Source organism: Psychrobacillus sp. OK032 (genome assembly GCF_900111345.1).
Classification (GTDB): Bacteria; Bacillota; Bacilli; order Bacillales_A; family Planococcaceae; genus Psychrobacillus.
This window is the reverse complement of the sequence record NZ_FOGY01000008.1, coordinates 91778-116157: the sequence shown is the minus strand read 5'-3', so window position 1 is coordinate 116157 and position 24380 is coordinate 91778. Positions and strand designations below refer to the sequence as shown.

Sequence of the window (24380 nt, the reverse complement as noted above, 5' to 3'; positions counted from 1 at the left end):
GGGCGGATACGACGCTTGTATGATCGCTCGATTTATTAATGATCGGATGCCGTAGTTTTATGGTCGTATAGGCGGGATATATGGGCGGATACGACGCTTGTATGATCGCTCGATTTATTAATGATCGGATGCCGTAGTTTTATGGTCGTATAGGCGGGATATATGGGCGGATGCGGCGTTTATATGATCGCTCGATTTATTATTGATCGGATGCCGCGGTTTTATGGTCGTATAGGCAGGATATATGGGCGGATACGACGCTTGTATGATCGGATAGTTTTTATTGATCGGATGTCGTAGTTTTATGTGCGTATAAGGGGGATATATGGGCGGATGCGGCGTTTATATGATCGCTCGATTTATTATTGATCGGATGCCGCGGTTTTATGGTCGTATAGGCAGGATATATGGGCGGATACGACGCTTATATGATCGCTCGATTTATTAATGATCGGATGTCGTAGTTTTATGGTCGTATAGGCAGGATATATGGGCGGATGCGACGCTTGTATGATCGCACGATATATCAATGTTCAGATGCCCCAATCTGTATACAATAGCCCTATGTGCATCCGATATTTTATATAAACAAATAGGCATCTTGTGAAGGTTTATAAAAACTTTTACGAGATGCCTATTTTTTGATTAAAAAATGATTAATTATCCCATACTTATAACGAGCAGCCCTTTGTCGAAAATCGACTAATAAGATATCATTTCTTCTACTTTTGTCAAGCGCAAGGAATAACATCTGTTCATGTAGAATTGCGCTATCAGAGGAGGCGATTTTTATGATACATGAAGTAGAAAGAGTTGGAGACGAAATTATTATTATTCGATTAAAAGGTGAATTAGACCATCATAGTACGACAGATATTCGAAATGAAATAGTGCCACTGATTAAAAATGGGTCTATTAAAGTATTAGTTTGGAATTTAAAAGATTTAAATTTTATGGATAGTTCCGGCATAGGGCTTATTCTCGGAAGAATGCGTGAGCTTGCTCCAATCGAAGGACAAACGATTATCGTTAATCCATCACCGACCATGAAGAAAATTTTTCAGTTTGCAGGATTAAGTCCCTATATTTATAACGAATCAGAAATTGAAATAATGTCAAAGTTAGGGGGAATTGTTTATGGACAATGAGATCACACTATCTTTTATAGCAAAAAGTGAGAATGAAGCATTAGCGAGAATGGTAATGTCCAGTTTTATCGCAGCAATAGATCCAACTATCGAAGAATTATCCGAGTTTAAAACAGTAATTTCCGAAGCGGTAACGAATGCCATTGTACATGGTTATGAAGAAGATGGAGTAGGAAAAATAGAAATTCATGCGCAACGTGTAGATAGAGAAATTATCGTATCGATTGTGGATTATGGTCGTGGCATTCGAGATGTAAGCCAGGCTCGCGAGCCACTGTTTACAACGAAGCCGGAGCAAGAGCGTTCTGGAATGGGGTTCACAATTATGGAAAGCTTTAGTGACGATGTGGAGATATACTCAATTCCTGATAGGGGGACGACTGTAACTATTACGAAGCGATTTGTGCCAATTCAAGAATCTAGTAGGATTGTCTAATGATGAATAATAAGACGTCGGCTTTATTAACCCAAGAAAAAATGAGGGAACTCATCGCACTATCGCAAGCTGGTGATAAACAGGCAAGGCAGCAAATGATAGAAGGAAATACTCGGTTAGTTTGGTCAATTGTGCAGCGATTTGCTTCACGAGGAGCGGATTTAGAGGATTTGTTTCAAATTGGTTGTATTGGTCTGATGAAATCGGTAGATAAATTTGACTTGGCATATGAAGTTAAGTTTTCTACGTATGCAGTTCCGATGATTATTGGAGAAATTCAGCGGTTTTTAAGAGATGATGGAATGGTGAAAATCAGTCGTTCTATTCGAGAGTTAAATTTTAAAATTCGTCATGCAACAGATGATTTTCTGAAAAAACACGAACGTCAACCAACGATTCTTGAACTAGCTAGTATTTTAGAAGTATCGAGAGAAGAAATAGTTATGGCTGCCGATGCATTAAGAGATCCTGCATCCCTACAAGAGCAATTGTACGAAAATGAAAGTGGTGATGCACTTACATTGATGGATCAGATGAAAGATGAACGCTCGGAGAAGTCATTTGACCATATTCCACTAAGAGAACTAGTGGAAAAACTAGATAAACGAGAACAAATGATTATTTACTTGCGATATTACCTAGACTGTACACAAAGTGATATTGCCGAGCGACTCGGTATTTCGCAAGTACAAGTGTCACGACTCGAGAAGAAAATATTAAGCCAGCTTAAATTATGGCTTGTTCCAGCCGGATTTGAAGAGCAATCAAAAGCTAAAGATAGGTGATTGAAACGAAACCTTTATTTTCAAGTATGTCTGAAGCAGAATCGTATTTAAAAGAAAAATTCGGCGTAAACGAATCGTACGATTTTGGAACATTGCATACGCATTTGTATGAATTTCCCGTATTGCTTGTGTATATTAATGGATTAGTTGATGGCCTGGTCCTGACAGAGTTACTTACGAATGCGCAGGTAGAATTACAAGAAGGAACACTCGATGAAAATAATGTGATCGAACATTATTTTCCCTACTATTCGATAACACAATATGATGATAAAGAGAAATGGCTAGTTGCATTACTCAGTGGACAAGTAACATTCATCTTAGAAAATGGCTCTGTCTATACAATCGATGTCCGGTCTTATCCAGGAAGAAGTCCTGAAGAACCGGACAATGAAAAAGTTGTTAGGGGTTCGAGGGATGGATTTACGGAAAATATTGTGCAAAATACTGCGCTTATTCGCAGAAGGATTCGCGACCCGGATTTAAAGTTTGAACTACATCAAGTATCGAATTTAGGTCAAACAGACATTGCAATTTCGTATATAAAAGGCATTGCAAATGAAGAAAATTTGAAGCAAATTCGAGATAGGCTAAGTAAAATAAAGCACGATGGCTTTACAATGACCGATAAAGCACTAGAAGAATGGTTGTTTAAACAAGGATTTCATCCATTACCATTTGTTCGATTTACCGAAAGACCTGATATAGCCGCTGCTCATTTGTTAGAAGGGCATATCGTGATTGTTGTTGATACGTCACCATCTGCCATTATTGTACCAACGACTATTTTTCACCATATGCAACATGCTGAGGAATACAGGCAGGCTCCTTTCATTGGTACAATTGTGCGTTGGATCCGTTTGGTTGGAGTAGCGTTAAGTTTATTTTTACTTCCTTTTTGGTATTTACTTTCAAAGCATCCGGAATTTTTGCCGAAATCAATCGACTTCTTTGGACCTAAAGAATTAGGAGAAATTCCACTTTTACTACAAATACTCATTGCGGATGTGGGGATTGAATTTTTGCGGCTAGCAGCCATTCATACGCCCACACCTTTATCGACGGCGATGGGAATTATTGCCGCATTAGTCATCGGGCAAATGGCGGTAGATGTAGGATTATTTGTTCCAGAAGTAATCTTATATACAGCAATCACAGCGATATTTACTTTTTCAATCCCTTCGTATGAACTTAGTATTACGACGAAAATCTTTCGAACGTTTATACTACTAAGTACTGCATTGTTTGGGGTAAATGGTTTCTTTATCGCAATTGTATGCTTACTTTGGTACGTTGGTTCATTAAAACCTATGAATGTCCCTTATTTGTGGCCGGCAATTCCTTTTTTTCCAGTAGCATTTTTGCGAACCGTTATTCGTTTTCCTATGCCAGTTGATGCCAAACGCCCGTTTATTACTAGATCGTATGATCGCAAGCGGTCATGAATCCCATTGCAATCTCCTCTTTTAATGTGGTAAAGTTTCTATAGCGAAAGAGGAAAAGAGGCGATTTAATTGGTAATGGTATCAACACATGCAGTAAATGAAAAAGGTCATTTAGTACTAGGTGGAATTGATAGCTTAGATTTAGCAAAAACATACGGAACACCCTTATTCGTTTATGATTTGTCGCTTATAAGAGAGCGTGCCCGTGCATTTATCCAGACGTTCCAAGAACAAAATGTACCTGCGCAAGTTGCTTATGCGAGTAAAGCTTTTTCTAGTGTGGCTATGTATCAAGTCATGAAACAAGAAAATTTGTCGCTTGATGTAGTTTCTAGCGGAGAGTTATATACAGCGATTAAAGCCGGATTTCCAGTAGATCGAATCCATTTTCATGGAAACAATAAAAGCAAAGCAGAACTATTGCTAGCAATCGAACATAATATCGGCTGTATCGTTGTAGATAATTTCTATGAAATCGAGTTACTAAAACAACTAACTGCAGAACACAACCAAAAAGTAAATATACTTTTACGTGTCACTCCAGGGGTAGAAGCACATACACATGACTATATTACAACTGGACAACAAGATTCAAAATTTGGATTTGATTTGATGAATGGACAAGCAGATCTTGCTTTCGAGCAAGTGTATCAAGATGATTATATTCAATTACTTGGCCTTCATTGTCATATTGGCTCTCAAATTTTTGAAACAATCGGATTTAAAGTTGCTGCTGAAAAATTAATAAAAAAAATGATTGAATGGCATCATGATTATGATTTCGAGTGTACCGTATTAAATTTAGGCGGTGGCTTTGGCATTAAGTATACGCAAGAAGATACGCCACTTGAACCTTCTGTTTATGTGAAAGAAATGATCATGGTCGTAAAAGGTCTAATTGCTGAAACAGACTTTGCAATGCCTGAAATTTGGATCGAACCAGGTCGTTCGCTTGTAGGAGATGCAGGAACTTCTTTGTATACAATCGGTTCCCAAAAAGAAGTACCAGACGTTCGTAACTACTTGGCTGTAGATGGTGGAATGTCGGATAATATTCGACCTGCCCTTTATGGTGCACTGTACGATGCAGTCATTGCAAATAAACTGGACGAAAAAGCAGATGAAGCATATACGATTGCTGGTAAATGTTGTGAATCTGGCGATAAACTGATTGAACATATTACATTACCAAAAGCAGAACCAGGAGACATTTTAGCGATGTTCTGTACCGGTGCTTATGGATATGCAATGGCAAGTAATTACAATCGCCTAACTAGACCCGCAGTAGTGTTTGTGGAAAATGGAAAACATCAATTAGCTGTTAGAAGAGAAACACTAGAAGATATTGTTCATCTTGACCTTCCTCTAACGATGGAAAAGGAGTGAAGGTAAGTTGAAAAAACCAAATCGTATTTTATTTCTCATGCTATTAATAATAGGAATTGTATGGGGAGTAGTTTATTGGATCTTTGTAGCACCAAATGCTAATTTGTAATTTGACCAAAAGTGATGTACGATTATAATGATTATTTTAATCTTATTTTATGAGAGACTTCCTATTTATCTAGAAGTGATGAAACTAAAAGAGGGTTTTAACTATGTTGCTACGGTATAAAAAAGCATTCGAAAAAATTTCTATGGGTCTTCTATCATTTATGCCTCATGAAAAAGACGTAAAAAAGTTACTAGAAACGATTCACAAGTATGAAACGAATCCAGATTGGCATTTGTTTTTGTGGAAAAAGAATGAAGATTTAGTAGGATTAGTTGGCGTTCGCATGAATAATACGGATGGAATTATTCAGCATCTTTCCGTCAATCCCTCCCATCGCGGAGAAGGTATTGGAAAAGAAATGCTTCAAAGTCTTTCATCTATTTTACATACATCGTCTATCCAACCAACTGAAGAAATCAAGTCTTTCTATGAAAAATGCCAAATAGAAAAAGAAGAGGATTGACTTATATTAAGTCATCTCTTCTTTTTTTCTGTCCAGACGCAAGCAGCAAAGCCCCTCGAGGTCAAATGTGAAATAGCATCGGTGGCTGGAGAGCTGCCTCCTGGGCACGCACGATGCGGGTCATGTCTGCATTGCCACAGAATGTGGCGCACTTTGCAGACCTACCCCTTATCCCCATTTGCTTGACGGGGACCAGCAGGATGCAGGTCATGCAGTCGTTGCGACACGATGTCGCGAACTTAGACAGTATTCCTCTAATACAGGCGCTTACGCATTTCTTTTTGTCTTTCTCTCTCGATTAGTATTTCTGAGCGGTCTCTGAGCATATGCTTATGAGTAAGAAAGTGTAAATCTTCGCTAAATGTTATTCCAAGTGCATCTACTAATCGTTGTAATTGCTCATTCATTAGTTCAATATTGAATTGCTGAAATGCTTTTCTTTCTTTCATCAAACTAATAGAATGGGTAGCATCTTGCATAAGTTTATCGTAGTTGATTGTTTCGTAATAGTTAGATGGAGAAGTTGCTGAGAATCGTTTCATACTACCATTCATTGTTTTAATCGCTCCCGTAATATTACCCCGACGCCAATGGTACATAGATGTAGATAATAGGATGAAAGCTGTTAATGGGTGATGTTTACTCTTTGGTGCCACTTCTTTCCAGTAGTCTTCTAATAGTTCGTGACACTCGAAATAATCGTTCGTACCATTAAATTCTTTAATAAATTGGACAAAATTAGGATGGAATGTAGGATGCATTGCAATCACCTTTCCTCTATAATGATGTTAAAAACCGATAATAGGTGGAGTAATATGTCTTATGAAGTAAAAACAGAAGCATTTGAGGGACCCCTTGATTTATTATTACATTTAATAAATCGTTTGGAAATAGATATATATGATATAAAAATGGCGGAAATTACAGCCCAATACATGGAGCATGTGCATGCAATGAGTGTTTTGGAGCTCAATGAAGCTAGTGAATATTTAGTAATGGCAGCTACACTACTATCTATCAAAAGTAAAATGCTTCTTCCAATCCATCAGGATGACGAAATGGAAGATGATTTTGATATTAATATTAATGACCCAAGGGACGAGTTAGTACTGAAGTTAATAGAATACAAGAAATACAAAGAAGCTGCAGTTAGTTTGCAAGAAATGGAGGAAACTCGTAATCAATTTTATACAAGACCACCAACCGATTTAAGTGAATTGCAAAATAATAAACAGCTTGCATTATTCGAACTGGACGTAAATGTGTACGACATGCTTGGTGCATTTCAAAAAATGCTACGTAGAAAACAGCTAAACGCTCCACTACACACACGAGTAAGTAAACAAGAAATATCCATAAAAGATCAAATGAAAAGCGTCATAACAACTTTAAAGCAAAATAAAGGGAGGCTATCTTTTTATGAGCTTTTTCCAACTATGGATAAATCCACGATCGTAACGACGTTTTTATCCATTTTAGAGCTCATGAAACGCCAAATTGTGCGAGTAGAGCAAAATAACAATTTTGATGATTTATTTGTTCTTTTGCGAAAGGAAGATTTAGAAAGTGAATTCGAAGACGAAATTGATGAGTAATATTGAGAGTCTATTGTTTGTAAGTGGAGAAGATGGATTAACGAAAAAACAATTAGCTTTTTTAACAAGTGAAACAGAAGAACAAATTGGACTAACGCTCGAAACAATGATGGAGACATATGAAAAAAGCGAAGACAGAGGAATCGAGATCAAGCAATTGGCTGGTACTTTTCAGTTAGTGACCAAACAAGTGAATGCAAATAGTATTCAGAAGTTAGTAGAAAATCCTACTACACAATCTCTTTCGCAAGCATCACTTGAAGTATTAGCAATCATTGCATATAAACAACCCATTACAAGAGTAGAAATTGAAGAGATTCGAGGGGTGAAATCAGAACGACCGATACATACGTTGTCCTTAAAAGGCTTAGTGAAAGAAGTTGGGCGTGCGGATGGTACAGGGAGAGCAATATTGTATGGTACAACAACGGAATTTCTTCAATACTTTGGATTACAAGATATAAGCGCTTTACCACCACTTCCAGAAGATATCTCAGTGGATGAGATGGAAGACTCGGACTTGTTCCTGACCAAGTTTCAAGAAACATTTGAAGGATAGAAATAATTTAAAGAGGAGTATTTTCTATTTATAAAATTATAACTATATTTTTTCTGTTTTTTCTATTTTGGCAAGTGAGTGACGCGGAAGCTTCTTCCTCCCATGCAGTAATTGATGTACAAACAGGGAGATTGTTAGAAGGTAGTAATGAATATGAGGAATTACCAATAGCAAGCTTGACGAAAGTATGGACTGCCTTAACGGTTTTGGATAATGCTTCCTTAGAAGATCAAATCACTATTTCCCAAGCTGCCGCCACGCAAGAAGGGTCCTCTTTATATTTAAAGCCTGGAGAAGTATGGACGGTGAACTCCTTATTGCATGGTCTTATGCTACAGTCCGGAAATGATGCGGCGTATGCGCTAGCAGAACATGTGGGGGGATCCATCGACGGATTTACGCTTTTGATGAATGAAAAGTTTCGATTTGCCGGATTAAACAATGCTCATTTTACCAATCCTTCCGGGCTCCATCATGATGACCATTTCGCATCTGCTTATGATATGGCGAATATGTTTCGACTAGCGCTTCAAAACGAAGAGTTTAAAAAAATTGCCTCAGCGAAAAGCTATCAACCGAAAGAGCGTAATGTTCGGTGGAATAACAAGCATCGACTAATACATGAAAGTGAAACAGCTATAGCGGGAAAAACTGGATACACGAAACGAGCAGGAAGAACGCTTGTTACTTATTTCAAAGAAGATGAAAAAGAGATTGTCGTCGTTACGTTGAATCACTCCAATGACTGGGCATATCATAAATCGCTTGCAGAACAAGTATTTGCAAACTATGATTCTGTGAAAGTTGTGAAAAAAGGAAAGTATAGCGTGTTCCAAAAAGAGGTCATTGAAGTGGAAGACGATCATTATCTTTTATTAAACAATGAAGAACGAAAAAAACTAAAGAACGTTCTACTAATCCCACGAAAATCTACTATATCAAGTCCGTATTTGTGGAATGTAACCATCGACGATCAAATAGCCTTACGATTTAATGTGAAGAAAATAAAATAAAGTGTATGGGGTGTGACACAACGTCACACCCCATATGTTTTATAAATAGAGCGTTTTATAAGGGTGCCGCCTCGATTTCCGCTGCAGGGCGGACGCTTTCCACGGGGTGAGCGATGAGCCATCGCCGACGCTTGCGCGTTCGCCTGCGATGTCTCATCTTCTCACTCATCCCGTAGGAGTCGCCGCCCTTTCGCTGCAATCCATGGAGAGCCTGCTATCTAGTCATTATCTAAACTTAACAGAGGTCAGATTTATAAGCTCCGCCACTCCTAATATTTTGAAATTTTCAACCTAGTGAATCCAGAAATGGCTAAGAGCAACTAGCTGGCCACCGAAAGCAACTAAACTTATTCAGTAAGCAACCAAACTACTCCTGGTAGCAACCAATACATTGTCGAAAGCAACCATTTGCAACGTTTTAAGTGTTTCTTGCAACATTGCAGAGGATATGCGCAACATGGAGTAGCATTGGCACAACGTATACAATAGCAAAGTAGAAAATGCTGTCTTTAGATAATCTTGTCTAGTTCGCTGCATATTTTGTATTATTCAACCAGTTATTGGAACGAAGCTTCGTATTCGCTGTCTTCTCACTCCAAGTAAACCAGTTGTTTTAAGAAATGGTTGCTATGCACAACTGATTGATTGCTATTAGCCGTTTGTTTGATTTTATTTTCAAGTAATATAACAAAGACTGAATTTAATAGTGACACTAATAAGCTAGCAATTTTCGTGGATTGCAGCGGAAGGCGGCGACTCCAGCGGGAATAGCATGAGCTGAAAGCCCCGCAGGAGCGCGAGCTCCGAGGAGATTGAAGCCATGCCCGCGGAAAGCGTCCGCCTGCAGCGGAAATCTAGCGGTTACCTCAATAGTGCGCATTATTTCTCCTGTGCACAACATTTTGTGTCATTGGAGCAAGGAGACAGTTTTTCTAAAAGACTGTCTTCTTTTATTTTCGCCAAAAGTGTGACATAATTCACTCATATGTATGGAAAGAATGGACGAGGTGAAAGAATTGGAAAGACTACAAAAAGTACTTGCACATGCAGGTGTAGCTTCTAGAAGAAAAGCAGAAGAATTAATTATCCAAGGAAAAGTAAAAGTGAACGGAAAAGTTGTGACAGAACTTGGTACAAAAGTTTCGAATTCCGATACGGTGGAAGTAGAAGGAGTCAAACTAGAAAAAGAACAGAAAGTATACTACTTACTTTATAAACCAAGAGGAGTCATCTCAGCAGTTACAGATGACAAAGGCAGAAAAACCGTTACGGATTTATTGCCACATGTTAAAGAACGACTATATCCAGTTGGAAGACTTGATTATGAAACATCTGGTTTACTACTCTTAACAAATGATGGCGACTTTTCATATGCGTTGACGCATCCGAAATTTAAAGTTGATAAAACATACGTAGCAAGAGTTAAAGGAATTCCGTTAAAAGAGCAATTAAGACCATTAGAACGTGGAATTATGCTAGAAGACGGCAAAACTGCTCCTGCAAGAGTAAAATTATTATCTAGCGAGCGCAAAACAAATAAAGCAATCGTAGAAATCACAATCCATGAAGGTAAAAATAGACAAGTACGTCGCATGTTTGATGCAGTTGGTTTTCCTGTCCAAAAATTAGTACGAGAACGATTTGGCTTTTTAACATTACATGGCCTAAATGCCGGGGAATGGAGAGAGCTAACAACGCATGAAATTAAACAATTACGCGTATTGGCTGAAACCGGTAAAATAGGAAACTAATACTTCAATGTTCACAAACCCTTCAAATGTCGAACCTTTTTGAAATGTATATTTTGGTATAATATAGGTCGACGATGCTTAGAAATGGAGGAGCAATGATGGCGCAATCTAAAAAGCAAAGATTTTATATTCGAACTGCTATTTTAGCAGTACTGACGATAGCCATCGTCTTTACAATATACTCAAACGTAACGAAAGAAAAAAACACTGTCCTTCAAGTGGGGGATAAAGCACCTGATTTTGCTTTAGTGGATCTGGAAGGGAACCAACATCGACTTTCAGACTACAAAGGTGAAGGCGTTTTCTTGAACTTTTGGGGTACTTGGTGTAAGCCATGCGCGACTGAAATGCCTGCGATGGACAACCAATACAATGTCTACAAAGATCAAGGCGTTCAAACATTAGCGATTAATATCGGGGAATCCAATTTAAAAGTGAATAGCTTTAAAAATAGTTATGGTTTATCGTTTCCGATTGCAATTGACCAAAATAAGAGTGTAATGGAGTCATACAATATTGCCCCGTTACCAACCACTTTTTTGATAAATCCAGATGGACGCATTGAAAAAATCATAAAAGGTGAAATGACAGAGCAAGATATTGCAGCTTTTATGGAGCAGATTAAACCATCCTAAAGGAGTTTTATAGATGGACAAGATAGTTTGTACATGTGGTAATGTGAACCCAGCCGGGACATTGTTATGTGAAAGCTGTGGACGACCATTAAACAAAGAAACAGAAGATAAAAAACTGGTAGATATGCGCTATGAAGGCTCGGCAAGACGTTCCCAAACATATAACAAAACCATTATAGATAAAGTTTGGAACTTCTTCTCGAGTGTAAAAGTCGGAGTGTGGTTAATTATCATTATTCTTGTTGCCGCTTCGATTGGGACCATTCTGCCGCAAGTTTTTTATGTGCCAGCGACATCAGAAGTAGATATTGCCGCTTACTATGAACGAATTTATGGTACATTTGGAACATTATATTATGAGTTAGGATTATCGGACTTATACAGTTCTTGGTGGTTCCAAGCGCTTGTTGGGATGTTAGGGATTTCTTTAATCATTGCCAGCTTAGATAGAGTAATACCACTTTATAAATCCCTTAAGAAACAAAAAACGAAAAGGCATTTTAGCTTTTTGAAACGTCAACGTATCTATGGTATTGGAAACATAGAAAATGGGGAAGAATCCATTAAGAAAGCGGAAGAAAAGTTAAAAACGATGCGTTACAACGTAAAGAGAGAAGGCAATGCATTACTCGCTGAAAGAGGTCGCTTTTCTCGTTGGGGTCCTTATGTCAATCATTTGGGTCTAATTTTATTCTTATTTGGTGTTATGCTTCGAGCATTGCCAGGTTTTTATGTCGATGAGACAATGTGGCTACGCGAAGGAGAAAGACTGTATATTCCAGAAACAAATGGTTATTTTCTGGAGAGTAAAGAATTCATCTATGAAACATATTCAAAAGAAGAATCCGAAGAAGTATATGGAGATGCCATTGATCGTGTAGGAGTAATTGCTAAAAACTATCAAACAAACGTAGCGTTATATAAAGGACCAGAAGGCGCGGTAGCAGGTCATTTAGAAGATTTAACGTTTGAAAAAGAAGCAGCAATTCAAGTGAATAAACCACTTAAATTTGATAATTTTTCAGTTTTCCAAATGGATTTTCGGTTAGATGAATTAGCTTCTATGACATTCCAACTGCAAGATAAAGAAACTGCCGAAAGCTTTGGGGAGTTTACCATTAACTTATCAGACCCACAACCAGTCTATGAACTATCAAATGGGTCAAAAGTAGAAATATTAGATTACTACGCTGATTTCACTGGATTTGAAGAAGGAGTGCCACAGTCACAATCACCACTTCCAAACAACCCCGCGTTTTTAGTGAAAATGTATACACCAGAGTTTCCTAATGGGGAAACAAGCTTTGTGATGATTAAAGAAACGCTTGAACCGCTTGGAGAAAACAAACATAAAATTGCTTTCCAAAGCGTTGAAACAAGAGACGTTTCTGGTTTAACTATTCGTAAAGATTTAACACTTCCTATTCTTATGCTTGGTGGTCTTATCTTCATGATTGGGGTAGCACAAGGATCGTATTGGAATCATCGACGTATTTGGATACAGCAATTAGAAGATGGGCAAGTCGTAATTGCAGCGCATACGAATAAAAACTGGCTCAGCATTTTAAGAGATATGGATACAGTTTCTGAACTGGCCAATCTTCCAAAATATGAAGATCAACAAGATGAAGATTCTAAAGCGGATAAAGAGGAAGGGGTTTAATGATGGTAGAAGTAAGTAGTACTTTATTATTTATAGCATTCGTTGCTTATTTAGTAGCAACCTTTTTATTTGGAGGTGCCGTAAAAGGTTCGAGCTCTAAAGCATCGAAATCTTTCGAACGTTGGGGTAAATTAGCCATTACTGTTACGATTATTGGTTTTGTATCCAATATTGGTTATTTTATAACGAGATGGATTGCAGCAGGACATGCTCCTGTTAGTAACTTGTTTGAATTTACAACCGCATTTGGGATGTTGGTTGTTGGTGCGTTTATATTAATTTACTTTATTTATAGAATTCCAGCACTTGGGCTTTTTGCTTTACCAATCGCTATCATAATCATTGGGTATGCTAGTATGTTCCCAAGAGAGATTACGCCATTAATACCAGCACTTAAAAGCTACTGGTTAACAGTCCACGTTATTACAGCGGCTCTTGGAGAAGCAATATTAGCGATTAGTGCAGTGGCCGGTTTAATCTACTTGCTAAAAAATATCGACATGACCAAAAAGTCTAAGTCACGTTTTTGGATCGAGGCCGTAATGTATGTAGTAGTGTTAGTCTTAGGTTTTATTGCAGCTACAACTACTTTCACATTAGCAGATTATAAAGTAGAATTTAACTATGTAAATAAAGAAGAACAAGTATTAACGATGGAATATAATGTGCCACCTATTTTTGGGATGAATGAGTCGGAAGCGATTACCGAAAATGCGATGCAACCATTAATGGAAATGCCTCCGCTTGTAAATGCAAAAAAACTGTCCGTTGTTACATGGTCTGTTATCTTCGGAACGGTATTATACATCTTGCTTCGTTTAATCTTCAGAAAACGAATTGCATCAGTATTACAACCATTTACGAAAAAAGTAAACTCACAGTTTATGGATGAGATTGGTTATCGTTCGGTATTGATTGGTTTCCCTGTATTTACTTTAGGGGCACTTATTTTCGCCATGATCTGGGCACATGAAGCATGGTCTAGATTTTGGGGCTGGGATCCAAAAGAAGTTTGGGCGCTTATTACTTGGTTGTTCTATGCAGCATTCCTACACCTTCGTTTATCCAAAGGTTGGGAAGGGAAGAAATCTGCATGGTTGGCATTAATCGGGTTTATCATCATTATGTTTAACTTGATAGCAGTTAACCTAATTATTGCTGGACTACATTCCTATGCTTAATAGAAATGCGTAAGCGTCTATGTTAGTAGAGTAAGTCCTAAGGTCACGACATTGTGTCTCAACGACTTATTGGACTCGCATAGTAGCCCACGACAGGCAAATGGGGCTGAGGTAGGTCTGCAAAGTATGCCATATCCTGTGGCGAAGCAGACATAACCCGCATATGCGGGACCAAGAGCAGCTTTTTCACATTTGACCCTAAAAGGGTGATGCTCTAAAAGCTAGATAATTAGAAAAGCTCTTATCTCCCAATAAAGAGGTAAGGGCTTTTCTTTCAATTTGGCATAACTAATTGTACAATATATAGTAGAAGTTGATAGAAGGGTCTGATATTATGTCTGAAATGATTAAACTATTAGTAGTTGACGATGAGGAACGAATCCGTCGTTTATTAAAAATGTATTTAGAAAGAGAAGGATACGAAGTAGAAGAAGCAGAGAATGGTGAAGTCGCTCTACAACTTGCGCTAGAAAATGAATATAATTGCATATTATTAGATATTATGATGCCCGAAAAAGACGGGATAGAAATGATGACCGAGTTACGCACACATAAAGAAACTCCTATTATTTTGTTAACAGCAAAAGGGGAAGAAGCTAATCGCGTAGAAGGCTTTGAACTAGGAGCAGACGATTATATCGTGAAACCTTTTAGTCCAAGAGAAGTTGTACTTCGTGTTAAAGCACTTTTGAAACGTTCTGTTGCTCTTTCGCCTGTACAAGGAATGTCCTCATCGAAAGATATCGTTGTGTTCCCACATCTGACAATCGATCATGATGCGCATCGTGTTACTGCCGATGGGGTAGAAGTGAGTTTGACACCAAAAGAATATGAATTACTATACTTCTTGGCAAAGGCACCTGATAAAGTATTCGATCGGGAGCAATTATTAAAAGAAGTGTGGCATTATGATTTCTTTGGTGATTTAAGAACAGTTGACACACATGTGAAACGTTTACGCGAAAAGTTAAATAGAGTATCTGAAAAGTCTGCGAAAATGATTGTGACTGTGTGGGGGGTAGGCTACAAGTTTGAAGTTATCAATGAATAGAATTTGGAATAGTGTTGTCGGGAAGCTATGGGGAACCATATTGCTTCTCGTCTTATTTGTGCTGTTTATCATCACTGTCTTAATGTTAGAGTTTTTGGAAAACTTCCATACAGAACAAGCAGAAGAGTCGCTTAGACAGGAAGCCGCGACCATAGGGAAAATAGTGGAGCAATATGATCAAATAGAAGACTCTATGCAAATTATTCAAAACATTCTTGGAGCGGAAACAAGCGCGTTGATTGTGCGAAATGCGGAGTCTGTATTTTTATCGGTCCATGAAGGATTAAACAAAGAGGTATTTCAAGAAAAATTATTGAAAGACAAAGACTTAACGAATATATATAGGACAAATGAAACGATTATTAAAAAGATGCTTATGCCCTCGATGACCGAAGAAAATCGAATGGAGAACTATATTATCCTTGCCTCTCCTTTAGAATCGGATAAAGAAATACATGGGGCGGTATTTATTTATCAAAGCTTAGAAGTAGTTAATAAGACTTCTAATCATACTACTCGAATTGTCTTTTTATCTGGTTTTATCGCATTATTACTTACGACAATGTTCTCATTCTTTTTATCTTCAAGAATTACTTCTCCCCTTCGTTCCATGCGAGAAGCAGCATCAGAGCTTGCGAAAGGAAATTTCGAAACAAAAGTTCCTTATGTTCAAAAAGATGAAATTGGTGAACTAAGTTCTGCTTTTAATCGAATGGGAAGTCAGTTGAAACACCATGTAGAAGTGATCAATCAAGAAAAAGAGCAGCTTTCGAGTATTCTTACATCGATGACGGATGCAGTCATTACATTTAATAAAGACTTGACTGTTCTTGTCAGTAATCCCCAAGCGGATAGTCTAATTCAAAAATGGTATGCAAACAATGAAACAGCCGATAACTCTAATTTACCTGCTGAGTTATACGACTTACTCGATCATGTATTTCATTTAGAAGAAGAGATTGATGAAGAATTAGAAATCAAAGGATTCTATTTTTCCGTTTCCATTAGCCTACTTTATAGTAAAGAAGCGGTTCGTGGAGCTGTTGTAGTCTTGCGAGATATGACCGAACAGCATCGTTTAGATAAGATGCGTTCAGACTTTATCGCGAATGTCTCACATGAGCTTAGAACACCAATTTCGATGCTTCAAGGGTATAGTGAGGCCATTATAGATGAAGTAGTTACGACAGAAGAAGACAAAAATGAAATAATTCGCGTAATATATGATGAATCTAAACGAATGGGAAGATTAGTAACAGAATTGCTAGATTTAGCTCGTTTAGAATCCGGTTATTTAAGTATTTATAAGGAAGAAGTTTCTGTCCTACCAACAATTGAGCGTATTACGCTAAAGTTTGATCAAATCGCAAAAGAAAAAAATATACGTTTGTATTTTGAGCATACTTTATCGGAGACGATTCATTTGCAACTGGACGAGGACCGTATGGAGCAAGTACTTACAAATCTAATCGATAATGCCCTTCGACATACCCCTAAGGACGGTTCTGTGACGGTAAACTTAACCGAAGCAGCCGGACATATAATGATTGAAGTAAAAGACACTGGATACGGGATTCCAAAAGAAGATTTACCATATGTGTTCGAACGTTTTTATAAAGCGGATAAGGCGAGAACTAGAGGGAAAAGCGGAACAGGTCTAGGCCTTGCAATTGCCAAAAATATTGTCGAGCGTCATGATGGTAGTTTATCTGTAGAAAGTGAAGTTGGGGTTGGAACAACATTCATTATAAAATTACCTTTAAACCTTTAAAAGTGAAACAAAACAGTACATGAAACGACTAATTAAAAGAACGGGGGGAGCTTATGAATGACTCCGTTTTCCACCGCTTGTATGATAGCTATCATCAAGACGTTTTTCAGTTTCTTATTTATTTAGTAAAAAATAGGCAGACTGCGGAAGACTTGGTCCAAGAAGTATATGTACGGGTGTTAAGGGCTTACAGTAAATTCGAAGGAAAGAGTTCGGAAAAAACCTGGTTATTTTCCATCGCCAAAAATGTGGCGATTGATCATTTTAGGAAACAAGCAGTGCGAAAGAAACGATTGTTTGAATCATTCGACTGGGAGACCATGCAGCTTCCCTCTTCCGAAATGTTACCAGAGGATTCGGTATTGCTTAATGATGAAATGAAAACATTACTAGTAGCTCTTGACGATTGCACAGGTGATCAAAAAATGGTCATCATTATGCGTTATTTCCAAGAGCTTTCGATTGCAGAAACAGCACAAGTTTTAAGTTGGACAGAAGGGAAAGTGAAGACAACGCAACATCGTGCGATAAAAGCACTTCGAGAACGATTATCTGCGAAAGAAAAGGAGGGTACCGTTCATCATGAGTGAAATAGAAAAAGAAGAAGAAACAGTTGATGAGCTATTAAAAAACATGCCCAAATTAACAGATCATCGTTCAAAAGAGGAAGTGTATAATCGGGTAAAAATAGAAATTGAAGCTCAAGTCAAGGAAGAAAAAAGAAAAACAATTGCCGTATCATTCTCGAAATGGATGCCTTTTATCGTTTCCGTTGCAGCTATTCTACTCCTAACTTTCCTTGTTTCTTCCTATACAAATCAAGAAGAAACTTCGATGTCTACCGATACCGCTGAACCAACAGAAAGTTTGAATACCATGGATGCAAAAGAAGAAAGTGCAGCAGCCGGTCAGGCAAATGAAATAACCATAATGACGAAGATGTTAGATCCGACGATAGAGTTGATCCCACTCCATAAAACTACTTCTGTTTATGAAGAGAGTGTTAATGGAGGTACCGTTTTTCATTTTTCACTAATCGAAAATGCATTATCCGTTCCTATTTCTATTATTATTCCGAAAGAACGAATAGAAGCTGATTTCGTAGGGGTAACCCCGACCAGTTTGCAGTTGTATGAACGATATGCGAGCCAGATTGATGAAGAAGCGTTAGGATTCATGGAATATCATCCATATAAAGGGCATTTTATTGCTCAAGAAAAACAATTAAAGCATTATTTACCAAAGGACCATGGATACGATAGGGCTTCAGGAACTACGACAACTTATGGCCAATCTTTGAATGAAATATTTACTGATTTTGATACCATTATTTCTGTAAATGAAGACGGCACACCATTAGAATGGGATCAAGCTGGAACATTAACGGAGCCTCGGAAATTGCCCGGTCGACTAGGACACTACAATTATTATATTTACCATGCCAATAATGGCGAGGATTATTTATCTCCTAGTTTTGGTAATTCTAACGACTCTATCTCCGAAGCATTTACTGCGATGAAAGATGCAGGAAATGATTTATACACTTCTGTTATTCCTCCAAATGTTACGTATATATCTACGGAGCAGAATGGTGTGGCAGTCATTCGATTTGATGAGCCGCTCGATTTAGAAGCGTTAGATCCATCTGCAGCAACTAGGCTTTTAGAAGCATTTGCATTAACTGCCGCAAGCTTCGGAAAAGAAGTGAAGGTAGAAAATGTAGTGCAACAACAGTGGGAAGAATTCGATTTAACGTTACCTCTTCGAATACCGCTTGGACCGAATGGGTTTATTATGAGTAATGATTAAATTATGTTATGAAATGCGTGGAATTAATGACTTGTTCATTACTTCCACGCATTTTTTCTTTCCTAGGTAACTATAAAAATTTAGACATGTTGATAGCTTATTTAAAGTAACATAAGGTATGGCACTTTTTATCTAGTATTTGATATAGGGATACTGCGTCGTAAAGAAAGTTACCGCTAGATTTCCGCTGCAGGGCGGACGCTTTCCGCCGGGTGAGCGATGAACCATCGCCGACGCTGCGCGTTCGCCTACGATGTTTCATCTGTCTCAACAGAGGAACGAATGCTAAGTGCGCCACATCGTGTGGCAACGCCTTCGTGACCAACATCCTGTTGGCCTCCGCAGGAGTCGCCGCCCTTCCGCTCCAATCCATGAAAATTGCTAACTACTCAGCGTCACTGTTTTAAATTAAATCTTATGTAGTATTTTTTAAAAATAAAATCCAATAAATGGTTGAACGAGACATAACATGCTGTGAACGCGACAAACTACCCTTCGAACACGACAAAACCTATCTCGAAAGCGACATAGCCCTTGCTGAACGCGACAAAACCAATCTAGCGGATATTTTTCGCCTTAGTGCGGCTTACGCAAAAGCTTGCGGGTACTATCTAAAGCTTATGCCGCGCAGTATCCCTATTACGTGCGTCATTCCAATTTGCTATATCGAGTAAGAGACAAGCGATTGCGCTTTTGTTCTTGTAGTTGGATTGGTTGTTATATGCTCATTAGTAGTGGGAGATTGCGCGTTTGTTTTATGTTATGTAAGTATAATACATAGTAAAACAATATGTATTAAATGTTTTTTGAGCAACTGTATTGCATTACATATGAAACTTTGATAAGATGTATTTAATTCAAGATAAAACTTGAAGGACAATAAAATATTGATTCATCTTCGGGGCAGGGTGAAATTCCCGACCGGCGGTATTAGAAACTAGTTTCTTAAGCCCGCGAGCCGTTAAGTTAAGGTTGATTTGGTTAAATTCCAAAGCCGACAGTACAGTCTGGATGGGAGAAGGTGAAGGTGCAGTCGTTTTTCGTATACTCTAATACGGATACGCTTGTTTAAGTGTACCTTTTACTCCTTTAAGCCTAGTAATAGCTTAAGGGATTTTTTGAGTAAGAGAAAACGTGCTGAACCTTTCTTCTTGTGGAGTGAATCGCAAAAGGAGAGAGGATTTTATGTTAAAAGGTAAGACGCGTATGCTAATCGCAATCGCTATGTTGAGTAGTATTTCTTTTGTATTAATGCTTCTTGCATTTCCATTACCAGCGTTACCAGCTTTTTTAAAGGTCGATTTTAGTGATATTCCAGCACTAATAGCAGCCATCACAATGGGGCCACTAGCCGGTATTCTTGTGGCATTTTTGAAAAACGTCTTAGATTGGTTGTTCGCAGGTAGTCCGACAGGTGTTCCAGTAGGACATATGGCGAACTTTGTAACAAGTATTTTGTTTTTAACACCAGTTTATCTAATCTACCGTAAAGCTACATCGTCAAAAGGAATTGCGTACGGGCTAGCTTGTGGAACGATTTCGATGGCAATTGGGATGAGTGTATTAAACTATTATGTATTCTTACCAATGTATGCTTATTTCTTAAATTTCCCAATGGAAACTGGGACAGCATTATTCAATTCTATCATTTTCGGTATTTTACCGTTTAATCTTATAAAAGGTATATTAGTAGCAATTGTCATGATTGTTTTATTCAAACGAATGAAGCCGTTACTTGATAAAGTTTCACATTCATTTGGTGCTGCAAAAATAAATTAAAATTAAAGGTTATTTCTCTGATTTAGGAGAAATAACCTTTTTTATATATTGACGAACAAAAATTCATTGCCGAATTTTTTTAGAAAAAAGAAAAGAACGTGTAAGGGTCCTCAGCACCTTACACATTCTTTATTGGTTTAAAATACTATTCAAACTTCAATGCGTCGCCTTCAAATGATTCCTCGGCTACTTTAATAGAATCTGTTGGGCAACCTTCAAACGCATCTTCCATATCCTCTAGTAGTTCATCTGGAACTTCTGTTGTCCCCATGTTATCATCTAAAATAACGAAAGCAATTCCTTCATCGTCATAATCATATATATCTGGTGCAGCAGCGCCACATGCGCCACACGCGATGCATGTATCTTGATCAACAATTGTATATTTAGCCATTTCTTAAATTCTCTCCTTTATATCTGCTTTCACGAATCTGCTATCTTATTCATTCTAAAGATATTCTCGTTACATTTCAACCAAAATACTTTAATATGTGAGGGATTTCCATTGTATTTTCAACAATTACTGTTATTAATTATACACAAATTTCAAGGAGAAAGGTCATCTACTGCACCTTATTATTTACTAAAAGGGAAAAAATCTGGTCAAACGATTCAAGATGTGACATATTTTCAACTTCATCCTTACTTTAGTTTATATCCAAAACTAGCAAAAGAAACATATGAGGAAGAAATAATGAAGCTTCATGCAGAAGGCTTCATCATTATGAATGAATCTATGATAGCTATTACAGAAAAAGGTTTGCACCAAATAGTATCGGTAAGACGTCCTTTTTATAATGGATGGATACTCCGTGGAAATGAATTTATCTTTTGGGGACGAGTTGAATTGATCGTTCAGACCCTATCCCAATTTCAAGGGAATGAAAAAAAGTTTGTACCTGTTCAAAAAAATAATGAAATCCATCATTTTGTCAAAGCTTTTTTACATGAAAGAGACTTTCAATCGAAAACTTTTGTGGCGAATTTCAAAAAGCAATTATTTCATTTACTTGAAAACACTCAGTTACTAGAAATCCATCGTAATTTGTTTGTTTACCGTTTAAGCGGGTACAAAAATAGTGGGCTAACTTGGGAGCAACTTGCTAGCCACCATCATATCACCGTGTTGGATGTAAAGTTTTTATTCATCGAATGCTTACATATTCTATTAAATGAGATTACCGAAGAGAAATACCCGGATTTCCACGCATTAACGAAGGATATATATGTACAAACTCCGTTAACCGATTCTGCTAATAAAACAAGTAAATTATTTGAAAAAGGATATACGATCGAAGAAGTAGCGCGCATGCGTTTTTTGAAGAGAAATACAATAGAAGACCATGTCATTGAAATTGTTTCAGTAAATCCAAATTTTCCGGTCGGTTCTTTTATATCAGATGAACAGATACAACAAGTATTGCAAATTGCGCAGGAACGACAAACGAAAAAGTTAAAAATAATTCGCGAGGAAATTCCTGATTTAAGTTATTTTCAAATTAGATTAGCGTTAACTAAAGGAGAAGAAATAAATGGATAAGTTGACTGAAGTATTAACACGTAAATTTGGTTACGATTCATTTAGGGAAGGGCAAAAAGAAATAATTGAACACGTCATAGCGGGACAAGATGTCGTTGCGATATTACCAACTGGTATGGGGAAATCTTTGTTATACCAATTGCCGGGGTATTTAATGGAAGGTTCTGTCGTCATTGTTTCACCTTTACTATCTTTAATGCAAGATCAAGTGGAGCAATTGAAAATGTTGGGAGAAAAACGTGTTGTTGCGATTAACTCTTTTTTATCCTTTGAGCAAAAAGAGATGGCTTTCCGAAATTTATCATCCTATAAATTTATATTTACTTCCCCGGAAATGTTGCAAAATGAGCGTTTTAATCATGCACTTTCCGATATACGTATTGCCTATATTGTGGCGGATGAAGCGCATTGTATTTCCCAATGGGGATTTGATTTTCGACCGGACTATTTACGAATCGCTAAATGGCTACAACATTACCGACAAACAAATGTCCTCGCGTTAACTGCTACGGCAACAACTAATGTGGTGCATGATATAAAAGATACGTTATTAATGAGAGAGCCATATGAGTATATCCATTCCCTTGATCGACCTACAATTGCTTATGAGGCGATTGAGGTAAAAAATGCACAAGAAAAGCTTGCCTGGATCCTCGGCAGAATCACCTCTACTAGTGGCCCAGGTATTCTATATACGCAGTCGCGAAAAAAAACAGAGATGTATGCGCATGAATTACAAAAAAGAGGTATTCGAGTTGCTTATTATCATGCCAAAATGGATCAAGATGATCGTATTTTAGTCCAGCAACAGTTTCAACAAGGACAGTTGGAGTGGATATGCGCAACGAATGCTTTTGGGATGGGAATACATAAAGATAATATACGACAAATCATACATGACCATATTCCGACATCCATAGCGAGCTATATGCAGGAAGTAGGAAGAGCTGCTCGGGACGGAGCGCAGTCTATTGCTTCCTTACTATTTACAGCAACGGATGTGGAACAAGCGTTTTATGTTGCGATGCAAGATTTCCCCGAAGAAGCGGATATTCGGCTCGCATATGAGTCTAATAACATACAATTACAATTACCAGAAACAACAGCTAGAATATTGGATTATTGGAAAGAAGAGTTAACAGAACAAGAGACTACACGATTGTTTCAAACGATTAAACAAAAGAAATGGACTGAAATTCAGGGCTTATATACGATGTTGCAAAATGGAGTGTGCATAAGAGAGCAACTGTTGCATTACTTTGATGAACAATTAACGAATCGTCCTAAGCATTGCTGCTCCAAGTGTTCACTACCTTTACAAGAAATACTAGTTGACAGAAAACAACTGTCAGAAAAAAGTGAAGAAATAGATTGGAAAATTAAATTAGATGAACTATTGCATTCATAATGCAGACGAGAAGTTTACTTTTTCAACAATATTCGGCATAATAGTAGTAGATATAAAGGCAGAAATGGAGTTTGAAAAATATGAACCAAGACGACTATCAAAAGAAAATAGATGAACATAGACAATCCATCGGTGTAGAGGAAGAAAAGGTAGAACTAAGAAGTCGTAGAAGATCAAATTCTGGAAAAAAAGCGAAGAAAAAATCTAGAAATATCTTAATACCAACTTTATTTTGTATTTTTATCCTATTACCTGTTTGTATTTTTCTATACGTGCAATTTATATACACGCCTAAGGATACCGAAGAGGTGCAAGAATCAGGCATTATTCAAGTAGAAACAAAGACAATTACGAATAGTCCTAAGGAAGAGGAAGAGAAAGACGAAAATACTGCTTCAGCAGAAGATAAAGAAGTAGAGGAACAGGCACCAGTAAAGGAAGAACCAAAAGTAGAAGAACCGAAAGCAGAACAACCAAAAGTAGAAGAGCCGAAAGTTGAACAACCAAAACAGGAAGCTCCTACTAGAACACATATTGTAAAAGAAAACGAAACACTTTACCGCATTGCGGTCAATTATTACAAAGATCCAAATGCAGTAGAAAAAATTAAATCCGCAAACGGTTTATCATCCAATGCTATTTCTGCCGGTCAAAAGTTAATCTTGCCTTAACATATGCACAAAAAGAAGGTCATTAGGAATCTTAGTTGCATATATATAAATATACAAGGTTATATTTGATAAGACGATTCATAAGATTAGGTAGTGAAAGGACTTGAAAGGACAGGGGATTTCCCTGTCCTTTTGTACTTTCCTTAGGAAATTATCTAATTCTAGACACGTGGAAAACTTTC

Annotated in this window: 24 protein-coding genes and 1 riboswitch; of the genes, 22 read left to right on the top strand and 2 right to left on the bottom strand. The window is 37.6% G+C overall.

Going from position 1 to position 24380, the window contains the following annotated elements:
- The first annotated feature begins 791 nt into the window (after positions 1-791).
- The 6 genes from BMZ04_RS15760 to BMZ04_RS15735 all read left to right on the top strand — a co-directional run bounded on the left by BMZ04_RS15760 (position 792) and on the right by BMZ04_RS15735 (position 5772).
- Complete coding sequence (locus tag BMZ04_RS15760; protein ID WP_093273279.1) at positions 792-1148, top strand: STAS domain-containing protein; 357 nt, start codon at positions 792-794, stop codon at positions 1146-1148.
- A complete protein-coding gene (spoIIAB, locus tag BMZ04_RS15755) occupies positions 1138-1584 on the top strand; it encodes an anti-sigma F factor (RefSeq protein WP_093273274.1) in 447 nt (148 codons plus the stop codon). The genes BMZ04_RS15760 and spoIIAB overlap by 11 nt, the downstream gene beginning before the upstream one ends.
- Positions 1584-2369, top strand: a complete 786-nt coding sequence (locus tag BMZ04_RS15750) for a SigF/SigG family RNA polymerase sporulation sigma factor (protein WP_093273270.1) — start codon at positions 1584-1586, stop codon at positions 2367-2369. Before spoIIAB ends, BMZ04_RS15750 begins: the two co-directional genes overlap by 1 nt.
- 26 nt (positions 2370-2395) lie before the next feature.
- The gene (locus BMZ04_RS15745; protein WP_093273779.1) at positions 2396-3814 is read left to right on the top strand and encodes a spore germination protein; all 1419 of its coding nucleotides are present in this window, start codon (positions 2396-2398) and stop codon (positions 3812-3814) included.
- A 69-nt stretch (positions 3815-3883) separates the two neighbouring features.
- Positions 3884-5200 (top strand): diaminopimelate decarboxylase, encoded by a 1317-nt coding sequence (gene lysA / locus BMZ04_RS15740; protein WP_369802676.1) that lies wholly within the window; start codon positions 3884-3886, stop codon positions 5198-5200.
- A 212-nt stretch (positions 5201-5412) separates the two neighbouring features.
- Positions 5413-5772, top strand: coding sequence for a GNAT family N-acetyltransferase (locus BMZ04_RS15735; RefSeq protein ID WP_093273267.1), 360 nt, complete (start codon positions 5413-5415; stop codon positions 5770-5772).
- Between the two features lie 254 nt (positions 5773-6026).
- On the opposite strand, the gene BMZ04_RS15730 is transcribed toward BMZ04_RS15735, so the two are convergent.
- Positions 6027-6533: a DUF309 domain-containing protein gene (locus BMZ04_RS15730; RefSeq protein ID WP_093273774.1), complete on the bottom strand. Its 507-nt coding sequence runs from the start codon at positions 6531-6533 to the stop codon at positions 6027-6029.
- A gap of 54 nt (positions 6534-6587) precedes the next feature.
- On the opposite strand from BMZ04_RS15730, the gene BMZ04_RS15725 reads away from it, so the two are divergent.
- From BMZ04_RS15725 to BMZ04_RS15670, 12 genes are all read left to right on the top strand, one after another.
- Positions 6588-7367: a segregation/condensation protein A gene (locus BMZ04_RS15725; protein ID WP_093273262.1), complete on the top strand. Its 780-nt coding sequence runs from the start codon at positions 6588-6590 to the stop codon at positions 7365-7367.
- A complete protein-coding gene (gene scpB / locus BMZ04_RS15720; protein WP_093273257.1) occupies positions 7339-7926 on the top strand; it encodes an SMC-Scp complex subunit ScpB in 588 nt (195 codons plus the stop codon). Before BMZ04_RS15725 ends, scpB begins: the two co-directional genes overlap by 29 nt.
- A gap of 74 nt (positions 7927-8000) precedes the next feature.
- On the top strand, positions 8001-8939 hold the full coding sequence (locus BMZ04_RS15715; RefSeq protein WP_177184469.1) for a D-alanyl-D-alanine carboxypeptidase family protein: 939 nt from the start codon (positions 8001-8003) through the stop codon (positions 8937-8939).
- A gap of 1016 nt (positions 8940-9955) precedes the next feature.
- Positions 9956-10690 (top strand): pseudouridine synthase, encoded by a 735-nt coding sequence (locus BMZ04_RS15710; protein WP_093273248.1) that lies wholly within the window; start codon positions 9956-9958, stop codon positions 10688-10690.
- Between the two features lie 98 nt (positions 10691-10788).
- Entirely contained in the window at positions 10789-11325 is a 537-nt protein-coding gene (gene resA / locus BMZ04_RS15705; RefSeq protein ID WP_093273243.1) for a thiol-disulfide oxidoreductase ResA, read from the top strand.
- A 13-nt stretch (positions 11326-11338) separates the two neighbouring features.
- On the top strand, positions 11339-12988 hold the full coding sequence (locus tag BMZ04_RS15700) for a cytochrome c biogenesis protein ResB (protein ID WP_093273240.1): 1650 nt from the start codon (positions 11339-11341) through the stop codon (positions 12986-12988).
- Entirely contained in the window at positions 12988-14169 is a 1182-nt protein-coding gene (gene ccsB / locus BMZ04_RS15695; RefSeq protein ID WP_093273236.1) for a c-type cytochrome biogenesis protein CcsB, read from the top strand. Before BMZ04_RS15700 ends, ccsB begins: the two co-directional genes overlap by 1 nt.
- A 334-nt stretch (positions 14170-14503) precedes the next feature.
- A complete protein-coding gene (locus BMZ04_RS15690) occupies positions 14504-15220 on the top strand; it encodes a response regulator transcription factor (RefSeq protein WP_093273231.1) in 717 nt (238 codons plus the stop codon).
- Positions 15213-16991, top strand: a complete 1779-nt coding sequence (locus BMZ04_RS15685) for an ATP-binding protein (protein WP_093273772.1) — start codon at positions 15213-15215, stop codon at positions 16989-16991. The genes BMZ04_RS15690 and BMZ04_RS15685 overlap by 8 nt, the downstream gene beginning before the upstream one ends.
- A 53-nt stretch (positions 16992-17044) precedes the next feature.
- Positions 17045-17581 carry an RNA polymerase sigma factor SigX gene (gene sigX, locus BMZ04_RS15680; RefSeq protein WP_093273228.1) on the top strand — a complete coding sequence of 179 codons (537 nt, stop codon included), beginning with the start codon at positions 17045-17047 and terminating at the stop codon, positions 17579-17581.
- On the top strand, positions 17574-18800 hold the full coding sequence (locus BMZ04_RS15675) for a hypothetical protein (protein WP_093273225.1): 1227 nt from the start codon (positions 17574-17576) through the stop codon (positions 18798-18800). The genes sigX and BMZ04_RS15675 overlap by 8 nt, the downstream gene beginning before the upstream one ends.
- Positions 18801-19690: 890 nt before the next feature.
- A riboswitch (FMN riboswitch) is annotated at positions 19691-19827 on the top strand.
- Positions 19828-19985: 158 nt separating this feature from the next.
- Complete coding sequence (locus BMZ04_RS15670; RefSeq protein WP_093273222.1) at positions 19986-20579, top strand: ECF transporter S component; 594 nt, start codon at positions 19986-19988, stop codon at positions 20577-20579.
- A 145-nt stretch (positions 20580-20724) separates the two neighbouring features.
- Here the strand turns inward: BMZ04_RS15670 and BMZ04_RS15665 are convergent, their stop codons facing one another.
- Entirely contained in the window at positions 20725-20973 is a 249-nt protein-coding gene (locus tag BMZ04_RS15665; protein WP_093273219.1) for a ferredoxin, read from the bottom strand.
- A gap of 111 nt (positions 20974-21084) precedes the next feature.
- Between BMZ04_RS15665 and BMZ04_RS15660 the strand changes: the two genes are divergently transcribed.
- The 4 genes from BMZ04_RS15660 to BMZ04_RS15650 are packed head-to-tail and all read left to right on the top strand — an operon-like array spanning position 21085 to position 24198.
- On the top strand, positions 21085-22119 hold the full coding sequence (locus BMZ04_RS15660; protein WP_093273216.1) for a YpbB family protein: 1035 nt from the start codon (positions 21085-21087) through the stop codon (positions 22117-22119).
- Positions 22112-23527, top strand: a complete 1416-nt coding sequence (locus BMZ04_RS15655) for a RecQ family ATP-dependent DNA helicase (protein WP_093273211.1) — start codon at positions 22112-22114, stop codon at positions 23525-23527. The genes BMZ04_RS15660 and BMZ04_RS15655 overlap by 8 nt, the downstream gene beginning before the upstream one ends.
- Positions 23508-23642 (top strand): hypothetical protein, encoded by a 135-nt coding sequence (locus tag BMZ04_RS22870; protein WP_255367957.1) that lies wholly within the window; start codon positions 23508-23510, stop codon positions 23640-23642. The genes BMZ04_RS15655 and BMZ04_RS22870 overlap by 20 nt, the downstream gene beginning before the upstream one ends.
- Positions 23608-24198 (top strand): LysM peptidoglycan-binding domain-containing protein, encoded by a 591-nt coding sequence (locus BMZ04_RS15650; protein WP_093273206.1) that lies wholly within the window; start codon positions 23608-23610, stop codon positions 24196-24198. Before BMZ04_RS22870 ends, BMZ04_RS15650 begins: the two co-directional genes overlap by 35 nt.
- The last annotated feature ends 182 nt before the right edge of the window (positions 24199-24380 follow it).